Raw genomic sequence first — 25,652 nt, 5'->3', positions numbered from 1 at the left:
GAGCGACTCTCGCCCGGGCGTTTTGAGGGCGGATGCAGCTTACTTAAGTGCGGAGTTCCGCCCTTGATACGTCTTCACAGACTTAGATCTTGCCGACCAGGTCCAGGGACGGAGCCAGAGTAGCCTCGCCTTCTTTCCACTTGGCTGGGCACACTTCGCCTGGGTGGGCAGCAACGTATTGAGCGGCCTTGATTTTGCGCAGCAGCTCGGAAGCGTCACGGCCAACACCGCCGTCGTTCAGTTCAACGATCTTGATCTGACCTTCCGGGTTGATCACGAAGGTACCGCGGTCAGCCAGGCCAGCTTCTTCGATCAGGACGTCGAAGTTGCGGGAGATGGTCAGGGTCGGGTCGCCGATCATGGTGTACTGGATTTTGCCGATGGCTGGCGAAGTGTTGTGCCAGGCAGCGTGGGCAAAGTGGGTGTCGGTCGAAACGCTGTAGATTTCCACGCCCAATTTCTGGAATTCGGCGTAGTTGTCGGCCAGGTCTTCCAGCTCGGTTGGGCAAACGAAGGTGAAGTCGGCTGGGTAGAAGAACACTACCGACCATTTGCCTTTCAGGTCAGCGTCGGTCACATCTACGAAGTTGCCGTTTTTGTATGCGGTTGCTTTGAACGGTTTTACTTGGCTGTTGATGATAGGCATCGTTGACTCTCCGTCAGGGGTTAAGAAGTTGATGAAGTGAATCCTACCCACTCTCTCGGCAGATGGCTCATTGGCAAACCTGATGCTGACGATTGGTTTTCCCTATCAGGTGACGGTATTAATAGAAGAAATCTCAAAGCAGCGGTTGAGTGGCCAATGTCATGCCGAGAAAGGGCGTCGCTTCAACATAGCGCATGGCGGATTTCATGTCGCTCCAGCCGACGTAACTCATCAACGACTTCAAGTCCCACCCGCTGGAATGGGCCCAGGTGGCAAAGCCCCGACGCAGCGAGTGACTGGTGTACTGCTCGGCGGCGATGCCCGCACGCTCAAGCGCCTGGCGCAGCAGCGGTATCACGCTGTTGGGGTGCAAGCCCTCCTCCCCCAGGTTTCCCCAGCGATCGATACCGCGAAATACCGGACCGCGCACCAGGGCCGAGGCGCTGAGCCATTCGCTGTAGGCCTGCACCGGACAGAGGCGCAGCAGCGCCGGGGTGTGATAGGTCTTGCCGAGGTTGTCGCGGTCACTTTTGCTGCGCGGCAGGTACAGACTGATGCCTGCACCGGGTGTTGCCTGCACGTGTTCGATACTTAATCGGCACAACTCATCGCTACGGAAACCGCGCCAGAAGCCCAGCAGGATGAGCGCAGTGTCACGTTTGGCGCGCAGCAACCGCGGTGGGTCATGCGCCTCACTGGCCTCTCGCGCTTCAGCCTCAAGGGAGGCCGCGACCTGCTCCAGATGCCTGAGTTGCAACGGCTCGGCCTGCTTCTCCTGCGCCGGGTGCACGGCGCGAATCCCCTTGAGCACCTTGCGCACCACCGGCGCTTTCGTCGGATCGGGAAAGCCCTGGCTGGTATGCCATTGCGCCAATGCCGAGAGCCGCAACTTCAAGGTGTTGACTGCCAACACGCCGGCATGCGCCACCAGGTAACGCGCCACGCTGTCGCTGGTGGCCGGCAGAAATCCGCCCCAACTGACTTCGAAGTGTTCGATCGCCGCACGATAGCTGCGGCGCGTGTTATCGCGGGTGGCGGCGTTGAGGTAACGGTCCAGATCGCTCATGGGAGGCCTATTCGTACTGCTGGCAGAGGTATAAGCGCTCCAGTCGCTCATGACACGGGATAATACGCCAATATCCCATCTGTTAAATCATGAATTTTAACGAGTTTTTATTCGTGTTAGAGTATGTATCTACATAATACATACCACAGTACTAAATCGACGGAGACCCCATGGCTCGCGGCGGCATTAATAAAGCAGTAGTTCAAACGGCACGCCTGGCGATCCTTGCCCGTGGCGAGAACCCCAGCATCGACGCGGTACGCATCGAGATGGGCAATACCGGCTCGAAAACCACGATCCACCGCTATTTGAAGGAGCTGGACGACAGCGAAGCCCGCCTGACTATCACCGAAGCGCCGATCGACGACGAGCTGGGTGAGCTGGTTGCACGGTTGGCGCAGCGTTTGAAGGACAAGGCTCAAGAGCCGATTGACCTGGCCCTTGCGCAGTTCGAACAGCAAAAATCCGCCCTGCTCGCCCAGATCGAGGCGCTTGAAGAAGCTCACGGCGAACTCAAGCAACAATTCGATATTCAGGCGGCTGCACTGGCAGAAGAAAGCGCTGCCCTGCAAACCACCAGTACCAGCCTGCAAACCGAGCAAACGCGCAACGCCGGGCTCAGCCAAGCCTGCAGCGATTACGAGCTAAGGATCAACGACAAGGACGAACAGATTCGCTCGCTGGAAGAAAAGCACCTGCACGCCCGCGAGGCGCTTGAGCACTACCGCAATGCGATCAAGGAGCAGCGCGAGCAGGAACAGCGGCGCCACGAAGGCCAACTGCAGCAAGTACAGGCAGAGCTGCGCCAAGCCCAGCAAAGCGCAATGGTTCGCCAGGACGAAATCACCCAGCTGCACCGTGACAACGAGCGCCTGCTGATCGAGCACCGAGTGACGGCAAAGGAACTGGCTGCGCTGCAGGAGCAAACCCGCAAAGACCAGGCCCAGCAACTGAAGCTGAGCGAACACGTGAGCCAGATCGACAGCGAGCGCACTCTCCTTCAGGAGCGCCTGCGGGTGGCCTTGCTTGAAAGTGAGTCACGCCAACAAGCGCTGGCTGAGCACGGGCACACCAACAAGCGCCTGGAACTGGAGCTTATGAAGGCCCACGCCACTATCGAAGCCTTGCGCCTGGCCGCCGCCGTTGCAACGGCGCCAGAGGCAACACCGCCAGCCTGATCAGTCGGACACAGGCGTGCGCATGGTGACAAACTCTTCTGCCGCCGTGGGATGCACACCGATGGTTTCATCGAAGTGCTGCTTGGTCGCGCCGGCCTTGAGCGCGATCGCCAGGCCCTGGACGATCTCGCCCGCATCCGGACCGACCATGTGGCAGCCCAATACCTTATCGGTGTCCGCGTCGACCACCAGTTTCATCAAGGTTTTTTCCTGGCACTCGGTCAAGGTCAGCTTCATCGGGCGGAAACGGCTTTCGAAGATCTGCACCCTGTGCCCGCTCTTCTTCGCCTCCTCCTCCGTCAGGCCGACCGTACCGATATTCGGCAGGCTGAATACCGCTGTCGGGATCATTGCGTAATCCACCGGGCGGTAGTGCTCGGGCTTGAACAAGCGACGCGCTACGGCCATGCCTTCGGCGAGAGCCACCGGCGTCAGCTGCACACGGCCGATCACATCACCGATCGCCAGGATCGACGCTTCGGTGGTCTCGTACTGGTCGTTCACCTGGACGAAACCGCGTTCATCCAGTTTGACGCTGGTATTTTCCAACCCCAGGTTATCCAGCATCGGACGTCGGCCAGTGGCATAGAACACGCAATCGGCCTCCAGCACGCGACCGTCTTTCAAGGTGGCCTTGAGGCTGCCATCGGCTTGCTTTTCAATGCGCTCGATATCGGCATTGAACTGCAGGTCGAGGCCGCGCTTGGTCAATTCTTCCTTCAGATGCGTGCGCACCGAACCATCAAAGCCGCGCAGGAACAGATCGCCGCGATAGAGCAACGAGGTCTGCGCGCCCAGGCCATGGAAAATCCCGGCGAACTCAACCGCGATATAACCACCGCCCACCACCAGCACACGCTTGGGCAACGCCTTGAGGAAGAACGCCTCATTGGAGCCAATCGCATGCTCACGCCCCGGAATATCCGGAATCTGCGGCCAGCCCCCGGTAGCGATCAGGATGTGCCTGGCCGTAAAGCGCTCGCCATTGATTTCCACCTGGTGCGGGTCAACCAGGCGCGCATGCCCCTCATGCAGGGTCACGCCGCTGTTGACCAGCAGGTTGCGGTAGATGCCATTGAGGCGGTTGATCTCGCGATCCTTGTTGGCGATCAGGGTCGGCCAATCAAAATTCGCTTCACCCAGGGACCAGCCAAAGCCACTGGCTTGCTCGAAGTCCTCGGCAAAATGCGCACCGTACACCAGCAGTTTCTTCGGCACGCAGCCAACGTTCACGCAGGTGCCGCCCAGGTAGCGACTTTCCGCCACGGCCACCTTGGCCCCAAAGCCCGCAGCAAAGCGCGCCGCGCGAACACCGCCGGAACCGGCGCCAATTACATACAGGTCAAAATCGTAGGCCATTTCATTCTCCTCGGCAGGACATCAGCATACCGACTTACATGGGGCTGAAAAACGAAAAAGCCACCCGAAGGTGGCTTTTTCAAAGGCAGGCCTGCGTGAATCAGTAAGCCTTGCCAGTCTTGTAGAAGTGCTCGTAGCAGAAGTTGGTGGCTTCGATGTAGCCTTCGGCGCCACCGCAGTCAAAACGACGCCCCTTGAACTTGTAGGCGATCACACAACCGTCTTTGGCCTGCTTCAACAGGGCGTCGGTGATCTGGATCTCGCCACCCTTGCCTGGCTCGGTTTCTTCGATCAGCTTGAAGATGTCCGGGGTTAGAATGTAACGACCGATGATCGCCAGGTTCGACGGTGCATCTTCAGGCGCCGGCTTCTCGACCATGTCGCGTACGCGGATCAGGCCATCACCAATGTCGTCACCGGCAATCACGCCGTACTTGTTGGTCTCTTGAGGATCGACCTCTTGAACCGCAACGATGGTGCAACGGTATTTCTGATACAGCTTGACCATCTGGGTCAGTACGCCGTCGCCTTCCAGGTTTACACACAGGTCATCCGCGAGTACTACGGCGAACGGCTCGTCACCGATCAATGGGCGACCGGTCAGGATGGCGTGGCCGAGGCCTTTCATCTGAGTCTGGCGGGTGTAGGAGAAAGAGCACTCGTCCAGCAGCTTGCGGATACCGACCAGATATTTTTCCTTGTCGGTGCCCTTGATTTGGTTTTCCAACTCGTAGCTGATGTCGAAATGGTCTTCCAGTGCGCGTTTACCGCGACCGGTGACGATAGAGATTTCGTTCAGACCGGCATCCAATGCCTCTTCGACGCCGTACTGAATCAGTGGCTTGTTTACCACCGGCAGCATCTCTTTGGGCATGGCCTTGGTCGCTGGCAAGAAGCGAGTGCCGTAACCGGCTGCTGGGAACAAGCATTTCTTGATCATATAAGTCCTTACAAAGGGCTGTGCGTACGGAATTCGGCGCAGTCTAATCAGGCCGCAGTCACCTTACAATGGGTCCTGCTGGCGTTGCGATGTCATCTAGAGAAAAAATGTCGGCGTAAGTTCCGCTGATCTTACAAAGAGCGGCTCTGCCGGCACGCTAAAAAAAGCCGCCTGCTCATGCTTAAAGGGGCTGCAACCCTTTTAGCACGCTTTTCAGGCTGGAACACTGACCTGGAATAACTTGCGCGGTCCTGGAACATTTGGCGCTATCATTGCACCCTTGAATCAGACCATGAGATTGTTAATAGATGTCAGAACCAAAAGGCGTGAACGGTTACCTGATCACCAAGCGAGCAGACGGCTGGCACCTGATCAATTTCCACGGAGACAGCGTCGCGGGCGTTTTCGAGACCGAAAGCATGGCAATCGCAGTCGCCGAAGTGTTTGTGGATGAAGCGGGCCACGCGTCGAGCAAAAGGCCGAAGGGCAAGTAAGCCTCCAGGCCTATGCAAAAAGCCCCGACTTACGGGGCTTTTTTGGTTTTGCCTGTACCTAGATGGCAGTTCGCTATAATCTTCCAAAAACGCCCCACGACAGTGTCAGCGCCCCTCCCACACCCTCGACGACGAACACACATGAACAAATTTCTGGCACTGACTGCGGTACTGGCACTCGCCGGCTGCACCACCACATCCGATGTCTACCTCAAGAACGGCGAGCAAGGCCTGACCATCGACTGTTCAGGCGAAGCCAACTCCTGGGCCAGTTGCTACGAAAAAGCCGATGCCTCCTGCGCAGGCACCGGCTACCGCATCATCGGCACCGAGGGCACACCCGCGCTGAGCGAAGATGACAAGACTCTGGGCAAGGATGTGGGTAACTACAAAAGTCGCAGTGTGGTGGTGGTCTGCAAGTAACCCCGAGGGTTACAGGTGGATCTCGGCAAATTTAATGCCCAACTCCCGAAGGATCTCGCTCAACTCGTCAAGACTGGCAAAGGACTCGACTTCATCCTGATCATCCACCAGAAAAAAGCTGCGACCTCCGCTTTTCTTGAAGAAGACGATCCACTCACCCAGGTCGGCTGGGTTCTGGATGACATGGGTGGCCGAGATTTCACCCTCGGCATGACGGGCCTTAACGTGTTCACGCTTCATATCGGCCTTCCCCAGCAGCATCAACCGGAAATGCACTCTTCCCCGGCTTTTTTCACATCACCCGGGCGAATCGGCACGTTGGACATGCTCTCGTAGAGCTTGATGCTGCTACCGCTGGAGCGCTCTTCAATTTCGAAAATAGCCGAAGGATCGGCGGAAAATTTCTGCGGCACGATAACCTGCACACCATCTTTATGCGGTTCAATCTGCGGCGGCCGACGAGTAGCCGACAGTTTCCTTACCACACACGCGGCATACTCCTGGGGTTTTTTCCCGGAAATGACGGCCAACGTCGGCGGGGTCTGCTTGATATCTGCAACCGAAGCACACCCACCTATCGCCAAGGCCAGAACCAACACACTCCACTTCATACAAAACCTCCAATAAAGACCCTACGACAGCGGAGATGGTAATTTTCTCCCGCCCACGTAGGATTTATCCCTGATAACTCGGTAAATAACTGTTTTAAATTGTCGACGCCGTTGAAGACGGGCCGATAATAAACGCGCTGGGGCTGATAAACTCTATCTTAACCTACGTATCATTCTGATTTTGCAGAAAAAGCCCTTCTGGAGACACCCTCATGAAATTTATCCACCAGCGCGAGCACCTCAACGAGGGAGACATTGTCGTCATCGAATGCTCGCAGACTTGCAATATTCGCCTGATGAGCGACGCGAACTTTCGCAGCTTCAAGAATGGCGGTCGCCACACATACCACGGCGGCGCCTTCGACAAGTTCCCCGCCAAGATCACCGCACCCAGCACCGGGTTCTGGAACATCACCCTGGACGTGGTGACGCGTCGCGCGATCAGCGTCACCCGCAAGCCGGCGCTGTCCCACAAGATTCGCATCGTACGTCGCACCAGCACCAAGCTGAGCTGACTCGAAGACGCCAGAGGAAATCACCGTGACTGCTACCACCAAATACGTGATCAAGTACAAGCTCAACGGCGAACGCCGCTTTGAGTTCGCCCAACTGACGAACAATAGCGTGGAAGAGGCCTTGCAGGCCTTGGCGAAAATCCACGATGCCAGCGATGTCATCAGCGACATCAACGTGAGCAAGGCGCTGTAAGGCAATGCCCGGCCCCACTGATGACCTGTTCGCCGATGACGCCCTGCAACAACCCGCAGCACGTGAGCAGATCGGCGAACAGTCCTACGTGTTAAGGGGCTATGCCCTGCCCTGGATTGAGCGCCTTCTGCCAGAACTGCGCCGTGTGCTGGCGCAATCGCCATTTCGGCAAATGGTTACGCCCGGTGGCTTTACCATGTCGGCGGCCTTGAGCAGTTGCGGCGCGCTGGGCTGGACCAGCGACGCCAGCGGCTACCGCTACACGCCCCTGGACCCTCGCACCCGGCAACCCTGGCCAGCGCTGCCGGACACCTTGCGCCAACTGGCCATAGAAGCCGCGGCAGACGCCGGGTTTGTCGACTTTGCCCCCGACGCCTGCCTGATCAACCGTTATGTTCCGGGCGCGAAAATGTCCTTGCACCAGGACAGGAATGAACGTCGCTACAGCGAGCCCGTCGTGTCGATATCCCTTGGACTGCCGGCAGTTTTCCTGTTCGGTGGCCACGCCCGCAGTGACAAGACCCGCAAGGTCTCGCTGTTCCATGGTGATGTGGTGGTCTGGGGCGGCGTCGATCGGCTGCGCTTTCATGGGGTGATGCCGATCAAGGAAGGCGTGCACCCGATCATGGGCCCGCAACGTATCAACCTCACTTTTCGCACCGCCGGCTGATTTGACCGCAAGCTTCGGAGTGCCAGGCCACTGCAGCACGGCTAATCTGGCCAGGATCCGTCAAGAGTGCCAACCATGACTACCGAACAAGATCCGCGCTGGGCTGCGATTCTTGCCCGCGATCCGAAAGCCGATGGGCTGTTCGTCTACGGCGTGAAAACCACCGGTGTGTATTGCCGCCCGAGCAGCGCCTCGCGATTGCCCCGCCCGGAAAATATCGAGTTTTTCGACACCCCGGCACAGGCCGAGGCCGCCGGTTATCGCGCCAGCAAACGCGCAGCCGGTGACCAGACACAACTGGCTGCGCAGCATGCGCAATTGGTGGCTGACGCGTGCCGGCAGATCGAACACGCCGACACCGCGCCCAGCCTCAGCACGCTGGCGAGCCGGGCCGGCCTGAGCCCGTTCCATTTCCACCGGGTGTTCAAAGGCGTGACCGGCTTGACCCCCAAGGGTTACGCCAGCGCCCATCGCTCACGCAAGGTCCGCGAGGGGCTCAAGGGCCCGCATTCGGTAACCGACGCGCTGTATGAAGCCGGTTTTAATTCCAACAGCCGCTTTTATGAGTCGGCCAACCAACGGCTCGGCATGACGCCCAGCGACTACAAGGCCGGCGGCACCAACAACGATATTCTGTTCGCCGTCGGGCAATGCTCGCTGGGTGCAATCCTGGTGGCGCAGAGCGCCCGTGGCGTGTGTGCGATTCTGCTCGGGGATGACCCGGACAAACTGGTGCGCGACCTGCAGGATCAATTCCCCAGGGCCAACCTGGTGGGGGCCGACCGCCGTTTCGAACAACTGATCGCGCAGGTGGTGGGCTTTATCGAGGCGCCGGCCCTGGGCCTGGACTTGCCACTGGACTTGCGTGGCACCGCGTTCCAGGAACGGGTGTGGCAGGCCCTGCGCGAGATTCCGGTGGGCAGCACGGCCAGCTATGGGCAGATCGCCCAACGCATCGGCGCGCCCAAGGCCTTTCGCGCGGTGGCCCAAGCCTGCGGGGCGAACAGCCTGGCGGTAGCGATCCCCTGTCATCGGGTGGTGCGCAGCAATGGCGATCTATCCGGCTATCGCTGGGGGGTTGAACGCAAGCGGCAGCTGCTGGAGCGGGAAAGAGACCACTGACGTGCACGAAAAACGTCCCTCGTCCAGTGAATAAAACAGACTGGCCGGGTGCCAAGGGCCCTGTTAAAACAGCGACAAGCCTCACTGATACTGGAGACACGTCCCATGAGCACCTGGCCAGACACCCGTATTCTCGACCTGCTGGGCATCGACGTGCCCATCATCCAGGCACCGATGGCCGGTGCGACCAGCGCCGCCATGGTGATTGCCGCCAACCAGGCCGGTGCGCTGGGTTCGATCCCCGCGGCGATGCTGAGCATCGAGCAACTGCATGAAACCCTGGCCACCGTGCGCCATGCCAGTACCGGGCCTATCAACGTCAATTTCTTCTGCCATCAGCCGCCGGAGCCGGATGAGGAGTGCAATCGCCACTGGAAGGCCTTGCTGGAACCCTACTACCGCGAACTGGGCGCCGATTTTGATGCGCCGACTCCGGTCTCCAATCGCGCCCCGTTCAACGTCGCCAGTTGCGAAGTGGTGGAGCAACACCGCCCCGAGGTCGTGAGCTTTCATTTCGGCCTGCCGGAAAAAAACCTGCTGGAACGTGTCAAGGCGACCGGGGCCAAGGTGCTGTCCTCGGCCACCACGGTCGAGGAAGCGATCTGGTTGGAGCGGCACGGTTGCGACGCGATTATCGCCATGGGGTATGAGGCCGGCGGGCATCGGGGAATGTTCCTGGCTTCGGACCTGAGCAGCCAGATCGGCACGCTGGCCCTGGTCCCGCAAGTGGTGGACGCAGTGAGCGTCCCGGTAATCGCCGCCGGCGGAATCGGCGATGCGCGCGGTATTGCTGCGGCCTTCGTCCTCGGAGCCTCGGCGGTGCAGATCGGCACCGCGTACCTGTTCACCCCGGAGGCGACGCTCAGCCGGGCCCACCATCTGGCCTTGCTGACGGCCCAGGCCAGTGGCACAGCGCTGACCAACCTGTTCACCGGACGCCCTGCCCGTGGCCTCTTGAATCGCCTGATGCGTGAGTTGGGACCGGTGAACCCGGCGGCGCCGGCCTTCCCCCTGGCAGGCGGCGCGCTGATGCCATTGAAGGCCAGGGAGGAAGCCGGTTTTGGCTCTCAGTGGGCCGGGCAGGCCGTCGGGCTCAAGCACGCACTGTCGACGCGCGAACTGACCACGCTGCTCGCCGCGCAAGCCCTCAAGACGCTTACCCGCACGCCGGACTAGAGCGGTACAGGTTCCGCAGGTCGTAGCCCGCTCAGGCGGTTTTCGTGGGCCTGGGTCAGTACCATGAAGCGCTTTTGCCGCAGGGCGTGGATACCGTAGATGATGCGGGCGAAGTGCTCGTTACTGTTCTCGTAGGGCTGGCAGGTCATGATCAAGGCGAAGAAGCAATCGGACTGCCGATGGGTGGCCATGGCGTTGATCAACTTCAGCCCGATAGCAAACAGCGCCTGGCCGGTGCTCATGGAGAGTCGTTCGTAGCTGGCCCCCAGTACGTGGTGTATCTGCACTTCGCGATGGGCGGCCAGCGTCTGGTGCAGGTAGTCGAGTTGCGCCCTTGTACACAGGTCCGCACTGGCGCGATCCCCCTTGACATAGCGTTCGATTTCGCTGCGCAGCAAACTGCGCCAGTCGTCGTCTTCCTGGCCGGCCCGCAGTGCGATCCAGTCGACGCAATCGACCAGGGCGTTCTCCGCCGTGGCAATCGGGCTGGCGAGGCCCGATTGCAACTGGTCCAGGTGAGCCAATGCTCCGCGCACCAACTCCGCCTCTTCTGCGATAACGCTGTCCATCAGCTCCACATACTCTTCCAGCGACTCGTGGCGCCAGCTCCGGAAAGCCCCCAGCAGTTGCGCCCTGAGGTTGCCAACCACAGGCACCCCAACGGTACGGCGCAACATATCCTCGGATTCATCGATCAAGCCCCGCAGGTTACTGACCTGCAGCAACAGGCCGGCGTGATCGAACGGCTGCGGCGTATTTTGCAACGCCGTCGTCAGTTGCGACGCGCCCCCTGGCAGCTCCCGGGAAAGCACATCCCATAACCTGGGCAGTTGGCGTTGGATGGCGGTGATAAATCGCTGCGGACACGCGAGGACCGAATAGCTGCCGGTATTGAAGAAACGCCCCCAACTCACTCCCAGCCGGAACACCGTGTTGAGCTCATGGCTGGCCTCGATGACGTTGGCGTAGAGCTTGTAGACCACCAATTTGCCGCTCGACGCCGGTGCTTGCTGCACGCGCTGCTCCCAACCGGCGATGGAATCAAAATAGGCCAGTTGCTGCGCCGAAGGGTCCAGGCGCCCCAACCCCGTGTCCAGCACCGCCGCATCACTTTCATTGCGAACCGACAGGGCGAAATGGCACTGGGGACGCGGGTCGTCCGGTTCGGCGAACAGCAAGACGCCGATAGCCTGTACGTCCCAGGACTGGCTTGACAGGTAGTCCGCACAGCGCTTGGACTCAACGAAGCCGCCTGTACTCGAAGCCTCGGAGTCGCCCGCCAATTCGGCCAGCTTATTGGCGTCGCGATAAAGCTTTTCCAGACGACCGCGCATGCCCAGCAGGTCCGCTGATGTGGGCAGGAATAACGTGGAGGCGCTCGCCTGTTCCAGGGAAACAGGGGGGTCCGGGCGCTCACGGGATCTCAAGGCCGGCAACAGCAACTTCCCGGTCTGGGCCGACCGTTTCAACAGCGTGCGCAGTTGCCCCCTGGCCAGGGTAACGTCGGCAACCAGCTCCACCACGCCCAGCAAGACGCCCAACTTGCACTCATACACATAGGCGGCGTAATCCTCGGGTCGGTCCATGCTGCGGGCCAGTTGGTAGGAGAAGCTTGCGTCCGCGACATTGGCGATCAGGCCGACACCGCCGGACAACAGCAAAGCCCCGACGCCCGAAGCGGGACCGACCGCCGCTATCACCAGGCTGGACACCGCGCGGGTAGCGACCTTGAACAGGCCCCATTTCGCCAGGCGCCGCTCTTCATCGGAGGAAAATACCGCGTAATTCATCATGTGCTTGAGTTCGCCGATACCGATCTCATACAGCGCATCGTTGATGTTCGTCACCTCCCGGAAAGCCACCGGCTGCGGTGGCACGCGGCGGTAGTGATAGCCGTAGCGCTTTTTCTGCGGATAGAAATCCGAGCGCTCCACACTGAGTTTTTCCGGAAATGGCAGGTGGTGCGTGATAAACCGCATCAAGTCGTCACTGGGGTGCCCCGCCACACCGCTGGGCTGCCACACCGCCCAAGTGAGCTCTGCCATGTTCAGTGAGATGAGGAGCGCCTTCTGTGAACTGAGCTTGAGCACCAACGCATTGGGCACCACTTTTTCCCGGAACAGCAGCAGGCGCGGCTTGACTTCCCCTTTGAGAAAACGATGGGCGAGTTCACGCAGGGACACATCCTGCTCAGCATCATCGACCAGGAACTGTGCCGCGCGGACCTTGGCCAAGGCCTCGCAGGTTTCGCCAAACAGTTGTTTGTAGTCGGTGTTGCGCGCCAGTTCGTCGATATCGGCGACAAAGGTTTCATACAGGATGTCGCGCAAGCGGCCCAGGGTGCGCACTTCCACGCTCGACAGCGGTTCCCCGCTGACATGGATGTTGGCGATGGTTTCCTGGAAATACGCCGTGCGCTGCGGCTCGCCCGTCAGCACCTGCAAGAAAGAAAAATGCTTGTAGCGCGGTGGCGCATAGGCGGTCATGCCCGCCGAATAGACCGGGTAGCCCACCTGGTATTTATAGCGAAACCGTTTTTCGTCCCTGAACCGATCCTGCGTCCGTTGCGGCAGCCCGGACTTGTTCAGGCAGCGCTCGATAAGGTTCTGGATATAGTCCTTGGAGAGTTCGGCGTTCCACACACTGCTCAGCAGGTTGTCCCATTTTTGCCAGGCCTTGGGGGGCGTAACCGGCTGTATCGACGTCGGCACGCCCTCCAGCCACTGCGCCAGGTCCCCAGGCAATATCTGTATCGAAAAAGACGCCTGGGAGGCGTCGCTGCGCACGAACCAGACATTCTGCTGGTCACTTTGTGCGCGGATCACGCCCTCTTCATCCATCACCCCGCAGTTCACCCAAGGACAACGGTGATTCAAATAGACCGCAAGATAATATTGCCAGCGTCCTGACGCTCGATATTCCTGGGCGACGGTGATCGAGTATTCCAGCGCTGGCGCACCGCCTGGAAGATTGCCAAGGGTCACCTTGAGCAATTGATTGGGCTCTATGTGAGTGTCTGGCAGCTGCACGTCCTTGAGTGTCCACCGCGCAAGGATACTCAAGATCGCAACCCCCACCGGCTCTTCGAAGGGTTTGAGCCACAGCCGGTTCTGGCTCGTATCGGCTGAATACTCGAAGCGGCTGCCCGACTGCACACCCATGCGCATGCCCGGCCACTCCAGGCTGATCGCCTTGGGCCATTGGTTGGCCCCCCGGGATGTGGGAGGCAGGTCGAACCAGATTTCCGCCATCATTTCGGCGTGGGTGTTCCACACCGATAGCACCACCACCTCGGTCTTGAGTACCGCCTGGTAAGGCATCATCAACTCATGCTGCACCCAAAAGCCCGCGTGGATCTGCCCACCGACGCGGATGCGACCGAGGAAAAATCGCGTGAAATTCAGCTCCCGTGCCACCTCACCGTAGAAATACGGCATCAGGACTTTGGTTTGTACGCTGTCGGTGTTTTGCTGCTTGCCGGCATATGCCTGCCAGGGAAACCGATCGTTGAGGATGTGCCACAGCGGCAACGACTCGTTCTCGACAATGATCGGCTGTCGCTGGCTGTCATCGGTATCGAATACCGAGAATTCGACGGGGATCAGGGCGTCCGCCCGGATCAGTGCCTTGGCCTGAGGTTCCAGCGTGGATTGAGCCAATACCCGCTCTATCCATGCTTGCGTGTAAGCCTCGCTGCTCTCGGTGTTTGTCGCGCCCACGTCGATGTAAGCGTATTCCTTGCCCATGATGTGCTTCCGTTTCAGATCAATACGCCGCTCACTATCGCGTTGCGACCAGCGCCCGGCTGTCAGCCATGGGGGTGTCGACGGGAGGAAATCTCGACCGCACGCCGACATCGATTCCAAGGATGGATTTCCCTTGCCATTTTTACGCTATATACCTATACATACAGCGCCTGGCAGCGCCCGTCCCTTATAATCGGCACCAGGTTCTGCACCTTCTCAAACGGAGCCGTTCATGACTTTCAATACCCCTCGCTTTGTACCCACGTGCCTGGCGGCATTGGTTGCGTTGCTCGCGACCGCAGCGGCCCACGCCGATGAAGTCCAGGTGGCCGTAGCGGCCAACTTCACCGCACCGATCCAGGCGATTGCCGCCGACTTCGAAAAAGACACCGGCCACAAACTGGTCGCAGCCTACGGCGCCACCGGGCAGTTCTACACGCAGATCAAGAACGGCGCGCCGTTCGAAGTGTTCCTGAGTGCCGACGACACCACCCCGCAAAAGCTCGAAAGCGAAGGCGACACGGTCAAGGGCTCGCGCTTCACCTACGCCGTGGGCACCCTGGCGCTGTGGTCGGCCAAGGAAGGTTATGTAGACGCCAAGGGCGAGGTGTTGAAGAGGAATGAATTCAAGCACCTGTCCATCGCCAACCCGAAAGCCGCGCCTTACGGCCTCGCCGCCACCCAGGTATTGGCCAAGGTAGGGTTGACCGAGCAGGTCAAGGACAAGCTCGTCGAAGGCCAGAACATCACCCAGGCCTTTCAGTTCGTTTCCACCGGCAACGCCGAGTTGGGTTTTGTGGCCTTGTCGCAGATCTATAAAGACGGCAAAGTCAACAGCGGCTCGGCCTGGATCGTCCCCGCCGCCCTGCACGACCCGATCAAACAGGACGCGGTGATCCTCAACAAGGGCAAGGACAGCGCTGCTGCCAAGGCACTGGTCGACTACCTCAAAGGGCCGAAAGCCGCCGCCGTCATCCAGTCCTACGGTTATGAACTGAGCAAGTAAATGCCCCTGTCGAGTGCCGATTTTTCCGCAATCTGGTTGACCCTCAAACTGGCGTCACTGACCACCGTGATCCTGCTGGTCATCGGCACTCCGATTGCCCTGTGGCTGTCGCGCACCCGTTCATGGTGGCGCGGTCCCATTGGCGCGGTGGTGGCCTTGCCATTGGTGCTGCCACCCACCGTCATCGGTTTCTACCTGCTGTTGACCATGGGCCCCCACGGCTACTTCGGCCAGTTCACCCAATGGCTGGGCCTGGGCACCCTCACCTTCAGCTTCGCCGGGTTGGTGATCGGTTCGGTGATCTATTCCATGCCGTTCGTGGTGCAGCCGTTGCAGAACGCCTTTTCCGCCATCGGCACACGCCCATTGGAGGTGGCCGCGACCCTGCGCGCCAATCCGTGGGATACCTTCTTCACGGTGATCCTGCCCCTGGCGCGCCCGGGGTTTATCACCGCGTCCATCCTGGGTTTTGCCCATACCGTCGGAGAATTCGGCGTAGTGCTGATGATCGGCGGCAATATCCCCGACAAGACCCGCGTGGTCTCGGTGCAGATCTACGATCATGTCGAAGCCATGGAGTATGCCCAGGCCCATTGGCTGGCCGGCGCCATGGTGGTGTTCGCGTTCCTCGTGTTGCTGGCGCTCTACTCCAGCCGTAAAACCAGGATGGGCTGGAGTTGATGCCGATGATCAATGTGCGCCTGAACTTGAAGTACACAGGCTTTGCCCTGGACGTGGACCTGCATGTGCCCGGCCGTGGAGTCACCGCGCTGTACGGGCATTCCGGCTCCGGCAAGACCACCTGCCTGCGCTGCATTGCCGGGCTGGAGCGGGCCGAGGATGGGTTTATCCAGATCAACGATGAAGTCTGGCAAGACAGCCGCAACGGTCTGTTCGTGCCCCCGCACAAGCGCGCGCTCGGCTACGTGTTCCAGGAGCCCAGCCTGTTCCCCCATCTGTCGGTGCGGGCCAACCTGGAGTTCGGTCTCAAACGCATCCCGCGCCCGCAACGCCGCGTCGACATGGCTCAGGCCACAGAGTTACTGGGGATCGGCCATCTGCTGGAGCGTCACCCCCAACACTTGTCCGGCGGTGAACGCCAGCGCATCGGTATCGCCCGTGCCCTGCTCACCAGCCCAAGACTCCTGTTGATGGATGAACCCCTGGCCGCCCTCGACAGCGAGCGTAAAAGCGAAATCCTGCCCTACCTGGAACGCCTGCACGACGAACTGGACATCCCCGTGCTGTACGTCAGCCATGCCCAGGATGAGGTGGCGCGCCTGGCCGATCACATCGTCTTGCTCAGCGACGGCAAGGCCCTGGCCAGTGGTCCCATCGGCGAAACCCTGGCGCGGCTCGACCTGCCCCTGGCGTTGGGGGACGACGCGGGCGTGGTGATCAACGGCAGCGTCAGCGCCTACGACGATCACTACCATCTGCTCACGCTGCAACTGCCCGACAGTGCCCAGCACCTGCGCGTAGCCCATGCGCCGCTGGCGTTGGGCAAGGCGTTGCGGGTCAAGGTACAGGCGCGCGACGTCAGCCTCAGCCTGCAAGCCGGAGAGCACAGCAGCATCCTCAACCGCCTGCCGGTGACGGTTACCCAGGAGATCGCGGCGGATAACAGCGCCCATGTGCTGGTGCGCCTGGACGCGGACGGCACGCCGTTGCTGGCGCGGATCACGCGGTTCTCCCGCGACCAGTTGCAATTGCGGCCCGGCCAGGCGCTGTGGGCGCAGATCAAGGCGGTGGCCGTGTTGGCATAAGAAACCTTTTGGCACGACCGCACACGGCTGCGGTCAATCAGGAATACCGGCCTGATCCGTTGCCAAAGGAACCCGCACCATGCCCGACTCCGCGCTGCCCGCCGACCTGCCCCGCGACCTGCATTACGTTGACGACACCCAGCCCGGCATCCGCCGCAAGCGAGTGCGCGGCAAGTTCCAGTACTTCGACGCCAAGGGCGAGCGCATCCGGGATGCCGATGAGATCAAGCGCCTGAACGCCCTCGCCGTCCCTCCGGCGTATACCGATGTGTGGATCTGCGCCGACCCGCGCGGGCATCTGCAAGCCACCGGCCGCGATGCCCGTGGACGCAAGCAATACCGCTATCACGCGCGCTGGCGTGAGGTGCGTGACAGCGACAAGTACGCGCGGCTGCAAGAGTTTGGCAACGCCCTGCCGAAACTGCGCAAACAGCTCGAAGCGCAAATCGCCGAACCCGGCTTCACGCGCGAAAAAGTCCTGGCCACGGTGGTGATGCTGCTGGACGCCACGCTGATCCGCGTCGGCAATACCCAATATGCGCGAGACAACAAATCCTACGGGCTGACTACCCTGCGCAACCGCCATGTGGATGTCAAAGGCAGCGAGATCCAGTTCCAGTTTCGCGGCAAGAGTGGCGTGGAGCACCAGGTCAGTGTCAAGGACCGGCGCCTGGCCACGGTGGTCAAGCGCTGCCTGGAGTTACCGGGGCAGAACCTGTTCCAGTATCTGGACGAAGACGGCGAGCGGCACACCGTCAGCTCCCATGACGTCAACGCCTACTTGCACGACCTTACCGGTGCCGACTTCACCGCCAAGGATTACCGCACCTGGGCCGGCACCGCCATGGCGCTGGCGGTGCTGCGGGAGTTGGAATGGCAACCGGAATCCGACGCCAAGCGGCATGTGGTGGCGATGGTCAAGGATGTCGCCAGGCAACTGGGCAACACGCCTGCGGTGTGCCGCAAGTGTTATATCCACCCGGCCGTACTGGAGCATTTCAGCCTGGGGGAATTGTCCAGGTTGCCCAAGCCGCGGGTGCGCAAAGGCCTGAAGGCCGAGGAAGTCGCCTTGGCGATGTTCCTTGAACAACTGGCCGCCGACTTGCCCGGCAATGCCAAGGCGGGTTAGGCTCTTGGCCCCCCTCTGACTTCCGGGACGACCGCCGACGTGAATCACTAAGCCTTCCAGAATGTACCTGCAACGAGCCGCCTGGCGCGCTTGTTGGCCTGTCCGACATTTTTTGGAGGTGCTGATGACTGACGTCAACCGGCTACCCGTATTGGTTTCCCTGCAACACCTGTGCTTCCAGTTCGCCAATGGCGAGACCTTGCTGGACGACCTGAACCTGTCCATCGACCACACGCCCACCGGGATTGTGGGACGTAATGGACGGGGCAAAAGTATCCTCGCCCAATTGATCGCCGGCGTGTTGTCCCCCTCCTCCGGCTCGCTCAAGCGCTCGGCCAGCGTGGCCTATGTCCCCCAGGACATGGCGGTTGCAGCGGGAGACACCCTCTCTGACCTGACGGGCACCACGCCCGTGCTCGCGGCACTGGCACGCATGGCGGCAGGGACGGCGCAGGTCGATGACCTTGAGTTGATCGACAATCGCTGGGACCTTGCCGAACGCTTGCGCGCCGCACTCGATACGGCAGGCCTTGCGCAGCTGGGTGTCGATACGCCGGCCGATCAACTCAGTGGAGGACAACTGGCGCGGCTCAGGCTGATCGGCGCCGTGCTGGCCGCACCGCAACTGCTGGTGCTCGATGAGCCTACCAACCACCTCGACAGCGCCGGCCGCCGGTGGCTGCTGCACCTGTTGCAGGAATGGCGTGGCGGCCTGGTGGTGGTGAGCCACGACCGACAAATACTCAACACCCTCGGGCGCATCATTGAACTGTCCCCACTCGGCCCTCACGTCTACGGCGGCAACTATGATGCCTATCGCCTGCAGCGCGACACCGAACAACACGCCGCCGTCGCGGCGCTGGAGCACGCACGCCTTGAACGCAACCGCGAACGCCGGCGCGTGCAGAAAGACCATGACAGCCTGCAACGCCAGGCGGCGCGCTCCCGCAAGCACGCAGAGACAGCCAATGTGGACCGGTTTACCAAGGCGCGCTGGAAAAGCGCCGCCACCGAAGTCGTCGCCACGGTGCGCAGTGCCCATCACGCCTACAAACACGCGCTGGATGAACAGGTGCGCCAAGCCTACGAGCGCGTGGTGGATGAAACGCCGACCCTGTTGGCCTTGCCGGGGTCGGTCGTGCCCAATGGCCGACAGGTCGTGGCCTTGACGGAGGTCCGGTTGCCCTGGCTGGAGCATCCCGCCCTCACACTCAACCTCACAGGGCCGGTGCGCGTGGCTGTGCAAGGACCGAATGGTTGCGGCAAATCCACCCTGCTCAAGGTACTGGCCGGCCACTGCCAGCCCGCCAGCGGTGAGTGCTCGGTGCCGGTGCCCTGCGCGTATATCGACCAGCACCAGGCGCTGCTGGATGACCGACGCTCCCTCGTCGAACAGCTCAACCTGCTCGACACACCGCTGCCCGAAGCCGAACTGCGTACGCGCCTGGCCTTGCTGCAACTGGATGCCCGGCGGGTCACCCAACCGACCGTGCACCTCAGCGGCGGCGAGCGGTTGAAAGCCGCGATGGCGATTGCCCTGTGGGGTGAAACACCCGCGCAACTGCTGTTGCTTGATGAGCCCACCAACCACCTGGACCTGGAATCGGTGATCGCCTTTGAACAGGCGCTGCAGGGCTTCAGCGGGGCAATGATGGTTGTATCCCATGATGAGGCGTTCATCCAGGCGCTCGGGCCAACCCACCGCTTGCTCTGGCAACCTGAGGGTTGGCGCCTGGAGTGTGTCTGAGGTCATTGCGCGCGCAATCAAAGCGTCCTAGGGTAGTGGCCGGATAATCTCACCGAGGAACCCGGCCCTATGCTGCCTTCGCCCAAAAAGCCTTATGCCAATGCCGCACTGGCCCATCAAAAGCGCTGGCGCGGCCGCGTCGGCCTGATGCTGGTGGCCAGCCTTTCGGTATTGGCGGGCATGACTGACGCCATCGGCTTCATGGCCAGCGGCGACTTTGTTTCGTTCATGAGCGGCAACACCACGCGCCTGGCCGTGGCCATCAGTGTGGGGGATCTCGGCTTGACCGCACGCCTGCTGTTGCTGGTCGCCACATTTGTCGCCGGTAACGCCTTGGGCGTAGTGGTCGGCCGTCTCAGCCGGCGCCATGCCCTGCCCCTATTGCTGTGTATCGCCACCTTGCTCTGCGGCGCAGCCTTGCTGCCCTTCGCCGACACCTTGCCGGCGCTGCTGGCGGCGATCATTGCGATGGGCATGCTCAACGCAGCCGTGGAAGAGGTCAACGGCTTGCCGGTGGGGCTGACCTACGTGACCGGGGCACTGTCACGCTTTGGGCGCGGGCTGGGACGCTGGATGCTGGGGGAACGCCGCAACGGCTGGCGGGTGCAACTGATTCCGTGGGCGGGGATGTTTGTCGGCGCGGTGATTGGCGCGCTGCTGGAGCAGCACATGGGGCTGAGGGCGCTGGTGGTCAGCGGTGTATTGGCGGGCGTGTTGGGGCTGGTGTCGCTGAAGATTCCCCGGCGCTGGCATTTGGGTTTTATGCCGCGATAAAGACTAAAGGTGCCCGCCCGACGGTAAGGCCTCGACGTCCGTGTACTGGTAAAGAGCCATTATGTCGGGCGGGCGGATTGAATCATAAGCGAATGTCCGGCGGCTGTCCCGCCGGGCGTTTCCTGAAATGACTAAGGCAACGTATTACAGACAGGTCGCGAGTGCCGCCAAGCGACGCTTGGCCGGCATCGTGTCTTCAACGGCGTAGTACTTGACGGACGAACCGGCACCGGCGCTTTGCACGTCGACGAAGTAATCGCCACCGGTGGTGTAGACGGTGAAACCACCGGCCCCGTTCGGCTCTTTGAAGCCACCGGCGTCGACGCCAAACACGCTTTCATCCTGCCAGCCAAACTGGATGCACTCGGCAACCACCAGCGTGGCCTTGTCCGATGCCATGGCCTTGTAGGGAGCCCCCAGGCGCGCCTCGTTCATCTTCGAGCCCGCGCAACCGGCCAGTGCCGTCAATACCAATGCGCCCATTACCACCTTGTGCATGCCATTGCCTCGTTGGAAAAAACGCGACTGTACCATTGCCGCAAGGCTGACTGACGCCCCCATGAATTTTGTTTCACTGTGGAGGGAGAATATGCCGCCTATAGTGGCCTGGCTCATTTTTAGAAGTGTCCTTCTGCCCGCCCTCCCGCGGGCTTTTTTTCGCCTGCGCTTCAGAGCCACCCGCGAAACAGGTAGAACAACCCCATGCTCAGCAGCACGGTCATCAATACGTTACGCGTCCAGAACATCAGCGCCACGGCGCAGATACCGGCCAGCAAATACGGATTGGCCGGGCTCAGGTTGAGCTGGTGATCAGCCAGGAAAATAATCGGCCCGCAGATCGCCGTGAGCATGCCCGGCACCGCAAACCCGAGAAACTCCCGTGCCCCACGGTTGAGGCGCACCGGCAGGCGCGGCTCGATAAACAGATAACGGTTGAAAAAAACCACCAGGCCCATGGCCACAATCATCAGGTAAATCATCGCTGCCCAACCCCCAGGCGTTTACAGAAAAACCCTGCGCTCATGCCGAGCACACCCGACACCACCACGGCCGACTCCCAGTGCAGGAAGCTCAACCATACGGAAAACAACAACGACACCGCCACGCAGACCACCGTCGGCACATCGCGCACCACCGGGGTGATCAGCGCGATAAAGGTGGCGGCGATGGAGAACTCCAGGCCCAACTGATCAAGGCCTGGGATGCTTTTGCCAAGCACGATGCCGGCCAGGGTGAACAGGTTCCAGGCGATGTAAAACGTCAGGCCAACGCCCAGGGCGTACCAGCGATTGAAGGTTTCACGGTCATAGTGGTTGACCAGAGCAAAGAACTCATCGGTCAGCAGAAAGCCCAGGCTCATGCGCCAGCGGGTCTTGAGCGGCGAAAGAATCGGGCGCAGGTGCATGCCATACAGCAGGTGCTGGGAGGTCAGCAGCAAGGTGGTCAACACGATGGAAATCAGGCTGGCACCGCTCTTGACCATGCCAATGGCGACCAACTGCGCAGCGCCGGCAAACACAATGGCGGACAAGCCCTGGGCTTGCAGTGGCGTGAATTGCGCATCGATGGCCATGGAACCGGCCAGCAGCCCCCAGGGTGCACAGGCCAGGGACAGGGGAATGACGGCGATTGCACCGCGAGCGAAGGCGTAATGAGGTAAGGCAGCAGGCATGGAAACGGCTCATCGACAGACAGTCCACAAGCATGCCAGCGCAAGATGGAGCTTGTCTTGAACGATCTTGCTCAGGCGAGCCTGACCGACACCTGCTCCACCGAGTCCCGCGCTTCACGCAGTTCGTGAGCGTCCTGGTTGAGCCGGTGAATGGTGTTGAGTAAGCGCTGGCGCAGCACTTCATCGCCGAGTTTTTCAACAGCACGCATCAGGTCGAATGCCGCGGTTTCGTTATTTTCCGCGACGGAATCCAGGGTTTTGCGCAGGTTGCGAGTGGCACGGGTCACGCGGGTCTTCCTTCATCAGCAATGGGGAGGCACTTTAGGACATTCGTGTTTCATTTTAATTTCAATCACTTGTGGCAGTTTTCCCGAGGTTTGATCCATATCAATTGAAACAGGATTTGACCGAAACATATGGACATACGTATATTCGAATTTCCATATGTATATAGGCAATGGTCATGTCGGATCCCCTTACACCGCCCACCCTGTTCAAATGCCTGGCCGACGCCACTCGGGCGCGCCTGACGCTATTGATTCAGCGTGAAGGCGAACTTTGCGTCTGCGAACTGATCCATGCCTTGGACGACAGCCAGCCAAAAATCTCCCGCCACCTGGCGCAACTGCGCAGTTGCGGTGTGCTGCTGGATCGTCGCCAGGGCCAATGGATCTACTACCGCGTCAACCCGGCACTGCCCGATTGGGTGAACCAGGTGCTGGACATCACCCTGCAAGCCAACCAGCCATGGTTGCACAGCGACGCACAGCGTCTGGGTGCAATGGGCGACAGACCACAACGAGCCAGCACCTGCTGCTGAGCCACCGGAGCGTTAATTCATGCTTGTCGCAGTCGCCATTTTTATTTTCACCATCGTCTTGGTCATCTGGCAGCCCAAGGGGCTCGGAGTGGGCTGGAGCGCCACGATGGGCGCGATCCTGGCCCTGGCCTGTGGCGTGATCAGCCTGGCGGATATCCCGGCGGTCTGGCACATCATCTGGAATGCCACCGGGACGTTTGTCGCACTGATCATCATCAGCCTGCTGCTGGACGAAGCCGGGTTCTTTGCCTGGACGGCACTGCATGTGGCGCGCTGGGGGCGCGGGCGTGGCCGGCGCTTGTTTGCCTATATGGTGCTGCTCGGCGCCCTGGTGTCGGCGCTGTTTGCCAACGACGGCGCGGCGCTGATCCTCACCCCCATCGTGATGTCGATGCTGCTGGCACTGCGCTTTTCGCCGGCGGCGACCCTGGCGTTTGTGATGGGCGCGGGATTTATCGCCGACACAGCGAGCCTGCCCCTGGTGGTGTCGAACCTGGTGAATATCGTCTCGGCGGACTATTTCAAGATCGGCTTCAACGAATATGCCGCGGTCATGGTGCCGGTCAACGTCGTCAGTGTCGCCGCCACCCTGGCGGTGCTGCTGTGGTTCTTCCGCCGCGATATTCCCCAGGCCTACGACCCCGCCGACCTGGCAGACCCCGCCAGCGCGATCCACGACCGCGCCACCTTCCGCGCCGGCTGGTGGGTGCTCGGCATCCTGTTGATCGGTTGCTTTGCCCTGGAACCCCTGGGCATTCCCATCAGCGCGATTTCCGCAGTGTGCGCCGTGCTCCTGCTGGTGATCGCCGCCAAGGGCCACAAGATCTCCACGCGCAAGGTGCTGAAGGAAGCCCCGTGGCAGATCGTGATCTTTTCCCTGGGGATGTACCTGGTGGTCTACGGCTTGCGTAACGCCGGCCTCACCACCTACCTGGCGACCTGGCTCGATACCTTTGCCACTTACGGCGTATGGGGTGCGGCCATGGGCACCGGCGTGCTGACGGCCTTGTTGTCCTCGGCGATGAACAACCTGCCGACGGTATTGATCGGTGCGCTGTCCATCGAATCCAGCCATGCCGTGGGCGTGGTCAAGGACGCGATGATCTACGCCAACGTGATCGGCAGCGACCTGGGCCCGAAAATCACCCCCATCGGCAGCCTGGCCACCCTGTTGTGGCTGCATATCCTGGCGCGCAAAGGCATCACCATCACCTGGGGCTACTACTTCAAGGTCGGGATTGTGCTGACCTTGCCGGTGCTGCTGATCACCCTCGCCGCCCTCGCGTTGCGCCTGAGCATCTAATGGAGAAACCGCAATGAAAGTCCTGTTCATGTGCACCGCCAACAGCTGTCGCAGCATCTTGTCCGAAGCGATGTTCAACCACCTGGCCCCGCAGGGTTTTGCCGCGGTCAGCTCCGGCAGTTTCCCTAAGGGCCAGGTCCTGCCGCGCAGCCTGAGCACCTTGCAGGCGGCGGGTATCCGCACCGAAGGCTTGTACAGCAAGGGCAATGACGCATTTGAAGACAGCCCGCCGGATGTGGTCATCACCGTCTGCGACAAGGCGGCGGGCGAAGCCTGCCCGGTGTATTTCGGGCCGGCGGTGAAGGCGCATTGGGGCTTGGCAGATCCCTCGGAGGTTCAAGGTGACCAGGCCAGCATCCAGGCGGCATTCGATGCCACGCTGGAGACCATCGCCAGCCGTTGCCGGGCGTTTTTCGCCCTGCCCTTTGCCCGCCTCAGCCCTGGCGAGCTCAAGGTCGAACTCGAGCGCATAGCGCTGCTGGAAATGGCCACCTCCTGACGGCTGGATGAATCCGCTGCGGCGATATGGATTCCCAGCCCTCTGCCAGCGTATGCTCTCGCACTTTCCTGAAAGGACGCGGGCATGCTGACGATCTTTTTTTACGCACTGGTATTCGGCTTTGTGTTTTGCCTCTCCCCCGGTGCGGTGCTGGCGGAGACGTTGCGCCGTGGCTTGCTCCACGGTTTCACACCCGCCTTGCTGGTGCAGTTTGGCTCGCTGGTAGGCGATGCCGTGTGGGCAGTGATCGGCCTCACCGGCATCGCACTGCTGATCCAGCATGACGCCGTGCGCGTGCCGCTGACGATCATCTGCGCGCTGTACCTGGCGTGGCTGGGCGTACGCAGCCTGATCGACGCCTGGCACTTGCCCGAAGCCGATGATGCACCGGCCAGCACCCGACAAAATGCGCTGGCCGTGGGCGCGGCGATTTCCCTGGCCAACCCGAAAAACATCGTCTACTGGGGGGCGCTGGGCAGCGCGCTGTCAGGCATCGTCGGCGCTACGCCCAGCCATGGGCAGACGCTGATGTTTTTCGCCGGCTTCATGCTGGCTTCGGTGCTGTCATGCTTTCTGATCGCCGCACTGGTGAACCTGCTGCGCAAGAATGCATCGCCCATGTGGCAACGCATCAGTTATGGCGCCTGCGGTTTAGTGCTGATCTATCTGGCCGTTCTCGCCGCACAGGGCGTATGAAGTTATATATCGGGTAACTTTCGAGTGCCTCTTGTCTGAATGAACTCTGAACACCGGGCTATTTAATTAATCATGCGTTGACATTTTGTAAATGCCTGAGT

The 25,652-nt window shown here is 60.8% G+C and carries 29 protein-coding genes; 18 read left to right on the top strand and 11 right to left on the bottom strand.

The genetic code is table 11. The features are described 5' to 3' along the window. Positions 1-82: 82 nt before the first annotated feature. Both ahpC and Q8X51_RS16435 read right to left on the bottom strand, forming a co-directional pair. Positions 83-646 (bottom strand): alkyl hydroperoxide reductase subunit C, encoded by a 564-nt coding sequence (gene ahpC, locus Q8X51_RS16440; RefSeq protein ID WP_003173835.1) that lies wholly within the window; start codon positions 644-646, stop codon positions 83-85. 133 nt (positions 647-779) lie between these two features. After that, positions 780-1,712 (bottom strand): site-specific integrase, encoded by a 933-nt coding sequence (locus Q8X51_RS16435; protein WP_065927486.1) that lies wholly within the window; start codon positions 1,710-1,712, stop codon positions 780-782. A gap of 170 nt (positions 1,713-1,882) precedes the next feature. Here Q8X51_RS16435 and Q8X51_RS16430 point away from each other — a divergent pair, with 170 nt between their 5' ends. Next, positions 1,883-2,890 (top strand): DNA-binding protein, encoded by a 1,008-nt coding sequence (locus Q8X51_RS16430; protein WP_065946966.1) that lies wholly within the window; start codon positions 1,883-1,885, stop codon positions 2,888-2,890. Here the strand turns inward: Q8X51_RS16430 and gorA are convergent, their stop codons facing one another. Together gorA and galU are read right to left on the bottom strand one after the other, a co-directional pair. Beyond that, positions 2,891-4,249 carry a glutathione-disulfide reductase gene (gene gorA, locus Q8X51_RS16425; RefSeq protein WP_407694409.1) on the bottom strand — a complete coding sequence of 453 codons (1,359 nt, stop codon included), beginning with the start codon at positions 4,247-4,249 and terminating at the stop codon, positions 2,891-2,893. It lies immediately after the preceding gene. Between the two features lie 100 nt (positions 4,250-4,349). Then, positions 4,350-5,189: a UTP--glucose-1-phosphate uridylyltransferase GalU gene (gene galU, locus Q8X51_RS16420; protein ID WP_003212579.1), complete on the bottom strand. Its 840-nt coding sequence runs from the start codon at positions 5,187-5,189 to the stop codon at positions 4,350-4,352. Between the two features lie 308 nt (positions 5,190-5,497). Here galU and Q8X51_RS16415 point away from each other — a divergent pair, with 308 nt between their 5' ends. Both Q8X51_RS16415 and Q8X51_RS16410 read left to right on the top strand, forming a co-directional pair. Further along, positions 5,498-5,683, top strand: coding sequence for a hypothetical protein (locus Q8X51_RS16415; protein ID WP_017528082.1), 186 nt, complete (start codon positions 5,498-5,500; stop codon positions 5,681-5,683). A gap of 141 nt (positions 5,684-5,824) precedes the next feature. Beyond that, positions 5,825-6,106 carry a hypothetical protein gene (locus Q8X51_RS16410; protein ID WP_065927483.1) on the top strand — a complete coding sequence of 94 codons (282 nt, stop codon included), beginning with the start codon at positions 5,825-5,827 and terminating at the stop codon, positions 6,104-6,106. 9 nt (positions 6,107-6,115) lie between these two features. Here Q8X51_RS16410 and Q8X51_RS16405 read toward each other — a convergent pair whose 3' ends face one another. Both Q8X51_RS16405 and Q8X51_RS16400 read right to left on the bottom strand, forming a co-directional pair. Continuing rightward, complete coding sequence (locus Q8X51_RS16405; RefSeq protein ID WP_027606591.1) at positions 6,116-6,346, bottom strand: hypothetical protein; 231 nt, start codon at positions 6,344-6,346, stop codon at positions 6,116-6,118. A gap of 20 nt (positions 6,347-6,366) precedes the next feature. Further along, positions 6,367-6,717, bottom strand: a complete 351-nt coding sequence (locus Q8X51_RS16400) for a hypothetical protein (RefSeq protein WP_027606592.1) — start codon at positions 6,715-6,717, stop codon at positions 6,367-6,369. A 212-nt stretch (positions 6,718-6,929) separates the two neighbouring features. On the opposite strand from Q8X51_RS16400, the gene Q8X51_RS16395 reads away from it, so the two are divergent. The 5 genes from Q8X51_RS16395 (at position 6,930) to Q8X51_RS16375 (ending at position 10,393) form a co-directional block, all read left to right on the top strand. After that, a complete protein-coding gene (locus Q8X51_RS16395) occupies positions 6,930-7,232 on the top strand; it encodes a DUF1883 domain-containing protein (RefSeq protein WP_003173824.1) in 303 nt (100 codons plus the stop codon). 25 nt (positions 7,233-7,257) lie between these two features. Next, positions 7,258-7,425, top strand: a complete 168-nt coding sequence (locus Q8X51_RS16390; protein ID WP_162844264.1) for a hypothetical protein — start codon at positions 7,258-7,260, stop codon at positions 7,423-7,425. A gap of 4 nt (positions 7,426-7,429) precedes the next feature. Next, positions 7,430-8,095 (top strand): DNA oxidative demethylase AlkB, encoded by a 666-nt coding sequence (alkB, locus tag Q8X51_RS16385; RefSeq protein ID WP_074846828.1) that lies wholly within the window; start codon positions 7,430-7,432, stop codon positions 8,093-8,095. Positions 8,096-8,170: 75 nt separating this feature from the next. Further along, entirely contained in the window at positions 8,171-9,217 is a 1,047-nt protein-coding gene (gene ada, locus Q8X51_RS16380; protein WP_065927481.1) for a bifunctional DNA-binding transcriptional regulator/O6-methylguanine-DNA methyltransferase Ada, read from the top strand. Between the two features lie 105 nt (positions 9,218-9,322). After that, entirely contained in the window at positions 9,323-10,393 is a 1,071-nt protein-coding gene (locus Q8X51_RS16375; RefSeq protein ID WP_137212296.1) for an NAD(P)H-dependent flavin oxidoreductase, read from the top strand. On the opposite strand, the gene Q8X51_RS16370 is transcribed toward Q8X51_RS16375, so the two are convergent. Further along, complete coding sequence (locus Q8X51_RS16370) at positions 10,390-14,139, bottom strand: hypothetical protein (RefSeq protein WP_407694410.1); 3,750 nt, start codon at positions 14,137-14,139, stop codon at positions 10,390-10,392. The two genes, Q8X51_RS16375 and Q8X51_RS16370, sit on opposite strands and share 4 nt — an antisense overlap. A 232-nt stretch (positions 14,140-14,371) precedes the next feature. On the opposite strand from Q8X51_RS16370, the gene modA reads away from it, so the two are divergent. From modA to Q8X51_RS16340, 6 genes are all read left to right on the top strand, one after another. Continuing rightward, the gene (gene modA, locus Q8X51_RS16365; RefSeq protein WP_407694411.1) at positions 14,372-15,145 is read left to right on the top strand and encodes a molybdate ABC transporter substrate-binding protein; all 774 of its coding nucleotides are present in this window, start codon (positions 14,372-14,374) and stop codon (positions 15,143-15,145) included. Then, entirely contained in the window at positions 15,146-15,826 is a 681-nt protein-coding gene (gene modB, locus Q8X51_RS16360; RefSeq protein WP_065927477.1) for a molybdate ABC transporter permease subunit, read from the top strand. A gap of 5 nt (positions 15,827-15,831) precedes the next feature. Further along, positions 15,832-16,911: a molybdenum ABC transporter ATP-binding protein gene (modC, locus tag Q8X51_RS16355; RefSeq protein WP_141157901.1), complete on the top strand. Its 1,080-nt coding sequence runs from the start codon at positions 15,832-15,834 to the stop codon at positions 16,909-16,911. 79 nt (positions 16,912-16,990) lie between these two features. Further along, positions 16,991-18,040: a DNA topoisomerase IB gene (locus Q8X51_RS16350; protein ID WP_141157803.1), complete on the top strand. Its 1,050-nt coding sequence runs from the start codon at positions 16,991-16,993 to the stop codon at positions 18,038-18,040. A 124-nt stretch (positions 18,041-18,164) separates the two neighbouring features. Next, positions 18,165-19,787: an ABC-F family ATP-binding cassette domain-containing protein gene (locus tag Q8X51_RS16345; protein WP_323159162.1), complete on the top strand. Its 1,623-nt coding sequence runs from the start codon at positions 18,165-18,167 to the stop codon at positions 19,785-19,787. A gap of 69 nt (positions 19,788-19,856) precedes the next feature. Beyond that, positions 19,857-20,561, top strand: coding sequence for a YoaK family protein (locus Q8X51_RS16340; protein WP_065946959.1), 705 nt, complete (start codon positions 19,857-19,859; stop codon positions 20,559-20,561). A gap of 144 nt (positions 20,562-20,705) precedes the next feature. Here the strand turns inward: Q8X51_RS16340 and Q8X51_RS16335 are convergent, their stop codons facing one another. From Q8X51_RS16335 to Q8X51_RS16320, 4 genes are all read right to left on the bottom strand, one after another. Then, positions 20,706-21,059: a hypothetical protein gene (locus Q8X51_RS16335; RefSeq protein ID WP_027606604.1), complete on the bottom strand. Its 354-nt coding sequence runs from the start codon at positions 21,057-21,059 to the stop codon at positions 20,706-20,708. 170 nt (positions 21,060-21,229) lie between these two features. Continuing rightward, positions 21,230-21,541, bottom strand: coding sequence for an AzlD domain-containing protein (locus Q8X51_RS16330; RefSeq protein WP_065927473.1), 312 nt, complete (start codon positions 21,539-21,541; stop codon positions 21,230-21,232). Further along, positions 21,538-22,233: an AzlC family ABC transporter permease gene (locus Q8X51_RS16325; protein ID WP_027606606.1), complete on the bottom strand. Its 696-nt coding sequence runs from the start codon at positions 22,231-22,233 to the stop codon at positions 21,538-21,540. Before Q8X51_RS16325 ends, Q8X51_RS16330 begins: the two co-directional genes overlap by 4 nt. 71 nt (positions 22,234-22,304) lie before the next feature. Next, positions 22,305-22,520, bottom strand: a complete 216-nt coding sequence (locus Q8X51_RS16320; RefSeq protein ID WP_025856028.1) for a hypothetical protein — start codon at positions 22,518-22,520, stop codon at positions 22,305-22,307. A 176-nt stretch (positions 22,521-22,696) separates the two neighbouring features. Between Q8X51_RS16320 and Q8X51_RS16315 the strand changes: the two genes are divergently transcribed. The 4 genes from Q8X51_RS16315 (at position 22,697) to Q8X51_RS16300 (ending at position 25,551) form a co-directional block, all read left to right on the top strand. After that, the gene (locus Q8X51_RS16315; protein ID WP_407694412.1) at positions 22,697-23,053 is read left to right on the top strand and encodes a metalloregulator ArsR/SmtB family transcription factor; all 357 of its coding nucleotides are present in this window, start codon (positions 22,697-22,699) and stop codon (positions 23,051-23,053) included. 19 nt (positions 23,054-23,072) lie between these two features. Next, positions 23,073-24,356 (top strand): arsenic transporter, encoded by a 1,284-nt coding sequence (locus Q8X51_RS16310; protein ID WP_065927471.1) that lies wholly within the window; start codon positions 23,073-23,075, stop codon positions 24,354-24,356. Positions 24,357-24,369: 13 nt separating this feature from the next. After that, positions 24,370-24,855 (top strand): arsenate reductase ArsC, encoded by a 486-nt coding sequence (locus Q8X51_RS16305; RefSeq protein WP_065946958.1) that lies wholly within the window; start codon positions 24,370-24,372, stop codon positions 24,853-24,855. Positions 24,856-24,939: 84 nt separating this feature from the next. Further along, entirely contained in the window at positions 24,940-25,551 is a 612-nt protein-coding gene (locus Q8X51_RS16300; RefSeq protein ID WP_027606610.1) for a LysE family transporter, read from the top strand. The last annotated feature ends 101 nt before the right edge of the window (positions 25,552-25,652 follow it).

This window comes from Pseudomonas sp. Yb2C2 (assembly GCF_052112325.1).
Lineage (GTDB): Bacteria > Pseudomonadota > Gammaproteobacteria > Pseudomonadales > Pseudomonadaceae > Aquipseudomonas > Aquipseudomonas marginalis.
This window is presented reverse-complemented; position numbering and strand designations above follow the sequence as displayed.

Coding starts and splice junctions, on each gene's coding strand:
- Q8X51_RS16335 (WP_027606604.1), bottom strand. CDS start 21,059: ATGCACAAGGTGGTAATGGGCGCATTGGTATTGACGGCACTGGCCGGT.
- modB (WP_065927477.1), top strand. CDS start 15,146: ATGCCCCTGTCGAGTGCCGATTTTTCCGCAATCTGGTTGACCCTCAAA.
- Q8X51_RS16370 (WP_407694410.1), bottom strand. CDS start 14,139: ATGGGCAAGGAATACGCTTACATCGACGTGGGCGCGACAAACACCGAG.
- ada (WP_065927481.1), top strand. CDS start 8,171: ATGACTACCGAACAAGATCCGCGCTGGGCTGCGATTCTTGCCCGCGAT.
- Q8X51_RS16415 (WP_017528082.1), top strand. CDS start 5,498: ATGTCAGAACCAAAAGGCGTGAACGGTTACCTGATCACCAAGCGAGCA.
- Q8X51_RS16325 (WP_027606606.1), bottom strand. CDS start 22,233: ATGCCTGCTGCCTTACCTCATTACGCCTTCGCTCGCGGTGCAATCGCC.
- ahpC (WP_003173835.1), bottom strand. CDS start 646: ATGCCTATCATCAACAGCCAAGTAAAACCGTTCAAAGCAACCGCATAC.
- Q8X51_RS16330 (WP_065927473.1), bottom strand. CDS start 21,541: ATGATTTACCTGATGATTGTGGCCATGGGCCTGGTGGTTTTTTTCAAC.
- Q8X51_RS16315 (WP_407694412.1), top strand. CDS start 22,697: ATGTCGGATCCCCTTACACCGCCCACCCTGTTCAAATGCCTGGCCGAC.
- alkB (WP_074846828.1), top strand. CDS start 7,430: ATGCCCGGCCCCACTGATGACCTGTTCGCCGATGACGCCCTGCAACAA.
- Q8X51_RS16300 (WP_027606610.1), top strand. CDS start 24,940: ATGCTGACGATCTTTTTTTACGCACTGGTATTCGGCTTTGTGTTTTGC.
- Q8X51_RS16340 (WP_065946959.1), top strand. CDS start 19,857: ATGCTGCCTTCGCCCAAAAAGCCTTATGCCAATGCCGCACTGGCCCAT.
- Q8X51_RS16350 (WP_141157803.1), top strand. CDS start 16,991: ATGCCCGACTCCGCGCTGCCCGCCGACCTGCCCCGCGACCTGCATTAC.
- Q8X51_RS16375 (WP_137212296.1), top strand. CDS start 9,323: ATGAGCACCTGGCCAGACACCCGTATTCTCGACCTGCTGGGCATCGAC.
- modC (WP_141157901.1), top strand. CDS start 15,832: ATGATCAATGTGCGCCTGAACTTGAAGTACACAGGCTTTGCCCTGGAC.
- galU (WP_003212579.1), bottom strand. CDS start 5,189: ATGATCAAGAAATGCTTGTTCCCAGCAGCCGGTTACGGCACTCGCTTC.
- Q8X51_RS16435 (WP_065927486.1), bottom strand. CDS start 1,712: ATGAGCGATCTGGACCGTTACCTCAACGCCGCCACCCGCGATAACACG.
- Q8X51_RS16345 (WP_323159162.1), top strand. CDS start 18,165: ATGACTGACGTCAACCGGCTACCCGTATTGGTTTCCCTGCAACACCTG.
- Q8X51_RS16405 (WP_027606591.1), bottom strand. CDS start 6,346: ATGAAGCGTGAACACGTTAAGGCCCGTCATGCCGAGGGTGAAATCTCG.
- gorA (WP_407694409.1), bottom strand. CDS start 4,249: ATGGCCTACGATTTTGACCTGTATGTAATTGGCGCCGGTTCCGGCGGT.
- Q8X51_RS16310 (WP_065927471.1), top strand. CDS start 23,073: ATGCTTGTCGCAGTCGCCATTTTTATTTTCACCATCGTCTTGGTCATC.
- Q8X51_RS16400 (WP_027606592.1), bottom strand. CDS start 6,717: ATGAAGTGGAGTGTGTTGGTTCTGGCCTTGGCGATAGGTGGGTGTGCT.
- modA (WP_407694411.1), top strand. CDS start 14,372: ATGACTTTCAATACCCCTCGCTTTGTACCCACGTGCCTGGCGGCATTG.
- Q8X51_RS16395 (WP_003173824.1), top strand. CDS start 6,930: ATGAAATTTATCCACCAGCGCGAGCACCTCAACGAGGGAGACATTGTC.
- Q8X51_RS16305 (WP_065946958.1), top strand. CDS start 24,370: ATGAAAGTCCTGTTCATGTGCACCGCCAACAGCTGTCGCAGCATCTTG.
- Q8X51_RS16410 (WP_065927483.1), top strand. CDS start 5,825: ATGAACAAATTTCTGGCACTGACTGCGGTACTGGCACTCGCCGGCTGC.
- Q8X51_RS16430 (WP_065946966.1), top strand. CDS start 1,883: ATGGCTCGCGGCGGCATTAATAAAGCAGTAGTTCAAACGGCACGCCTG.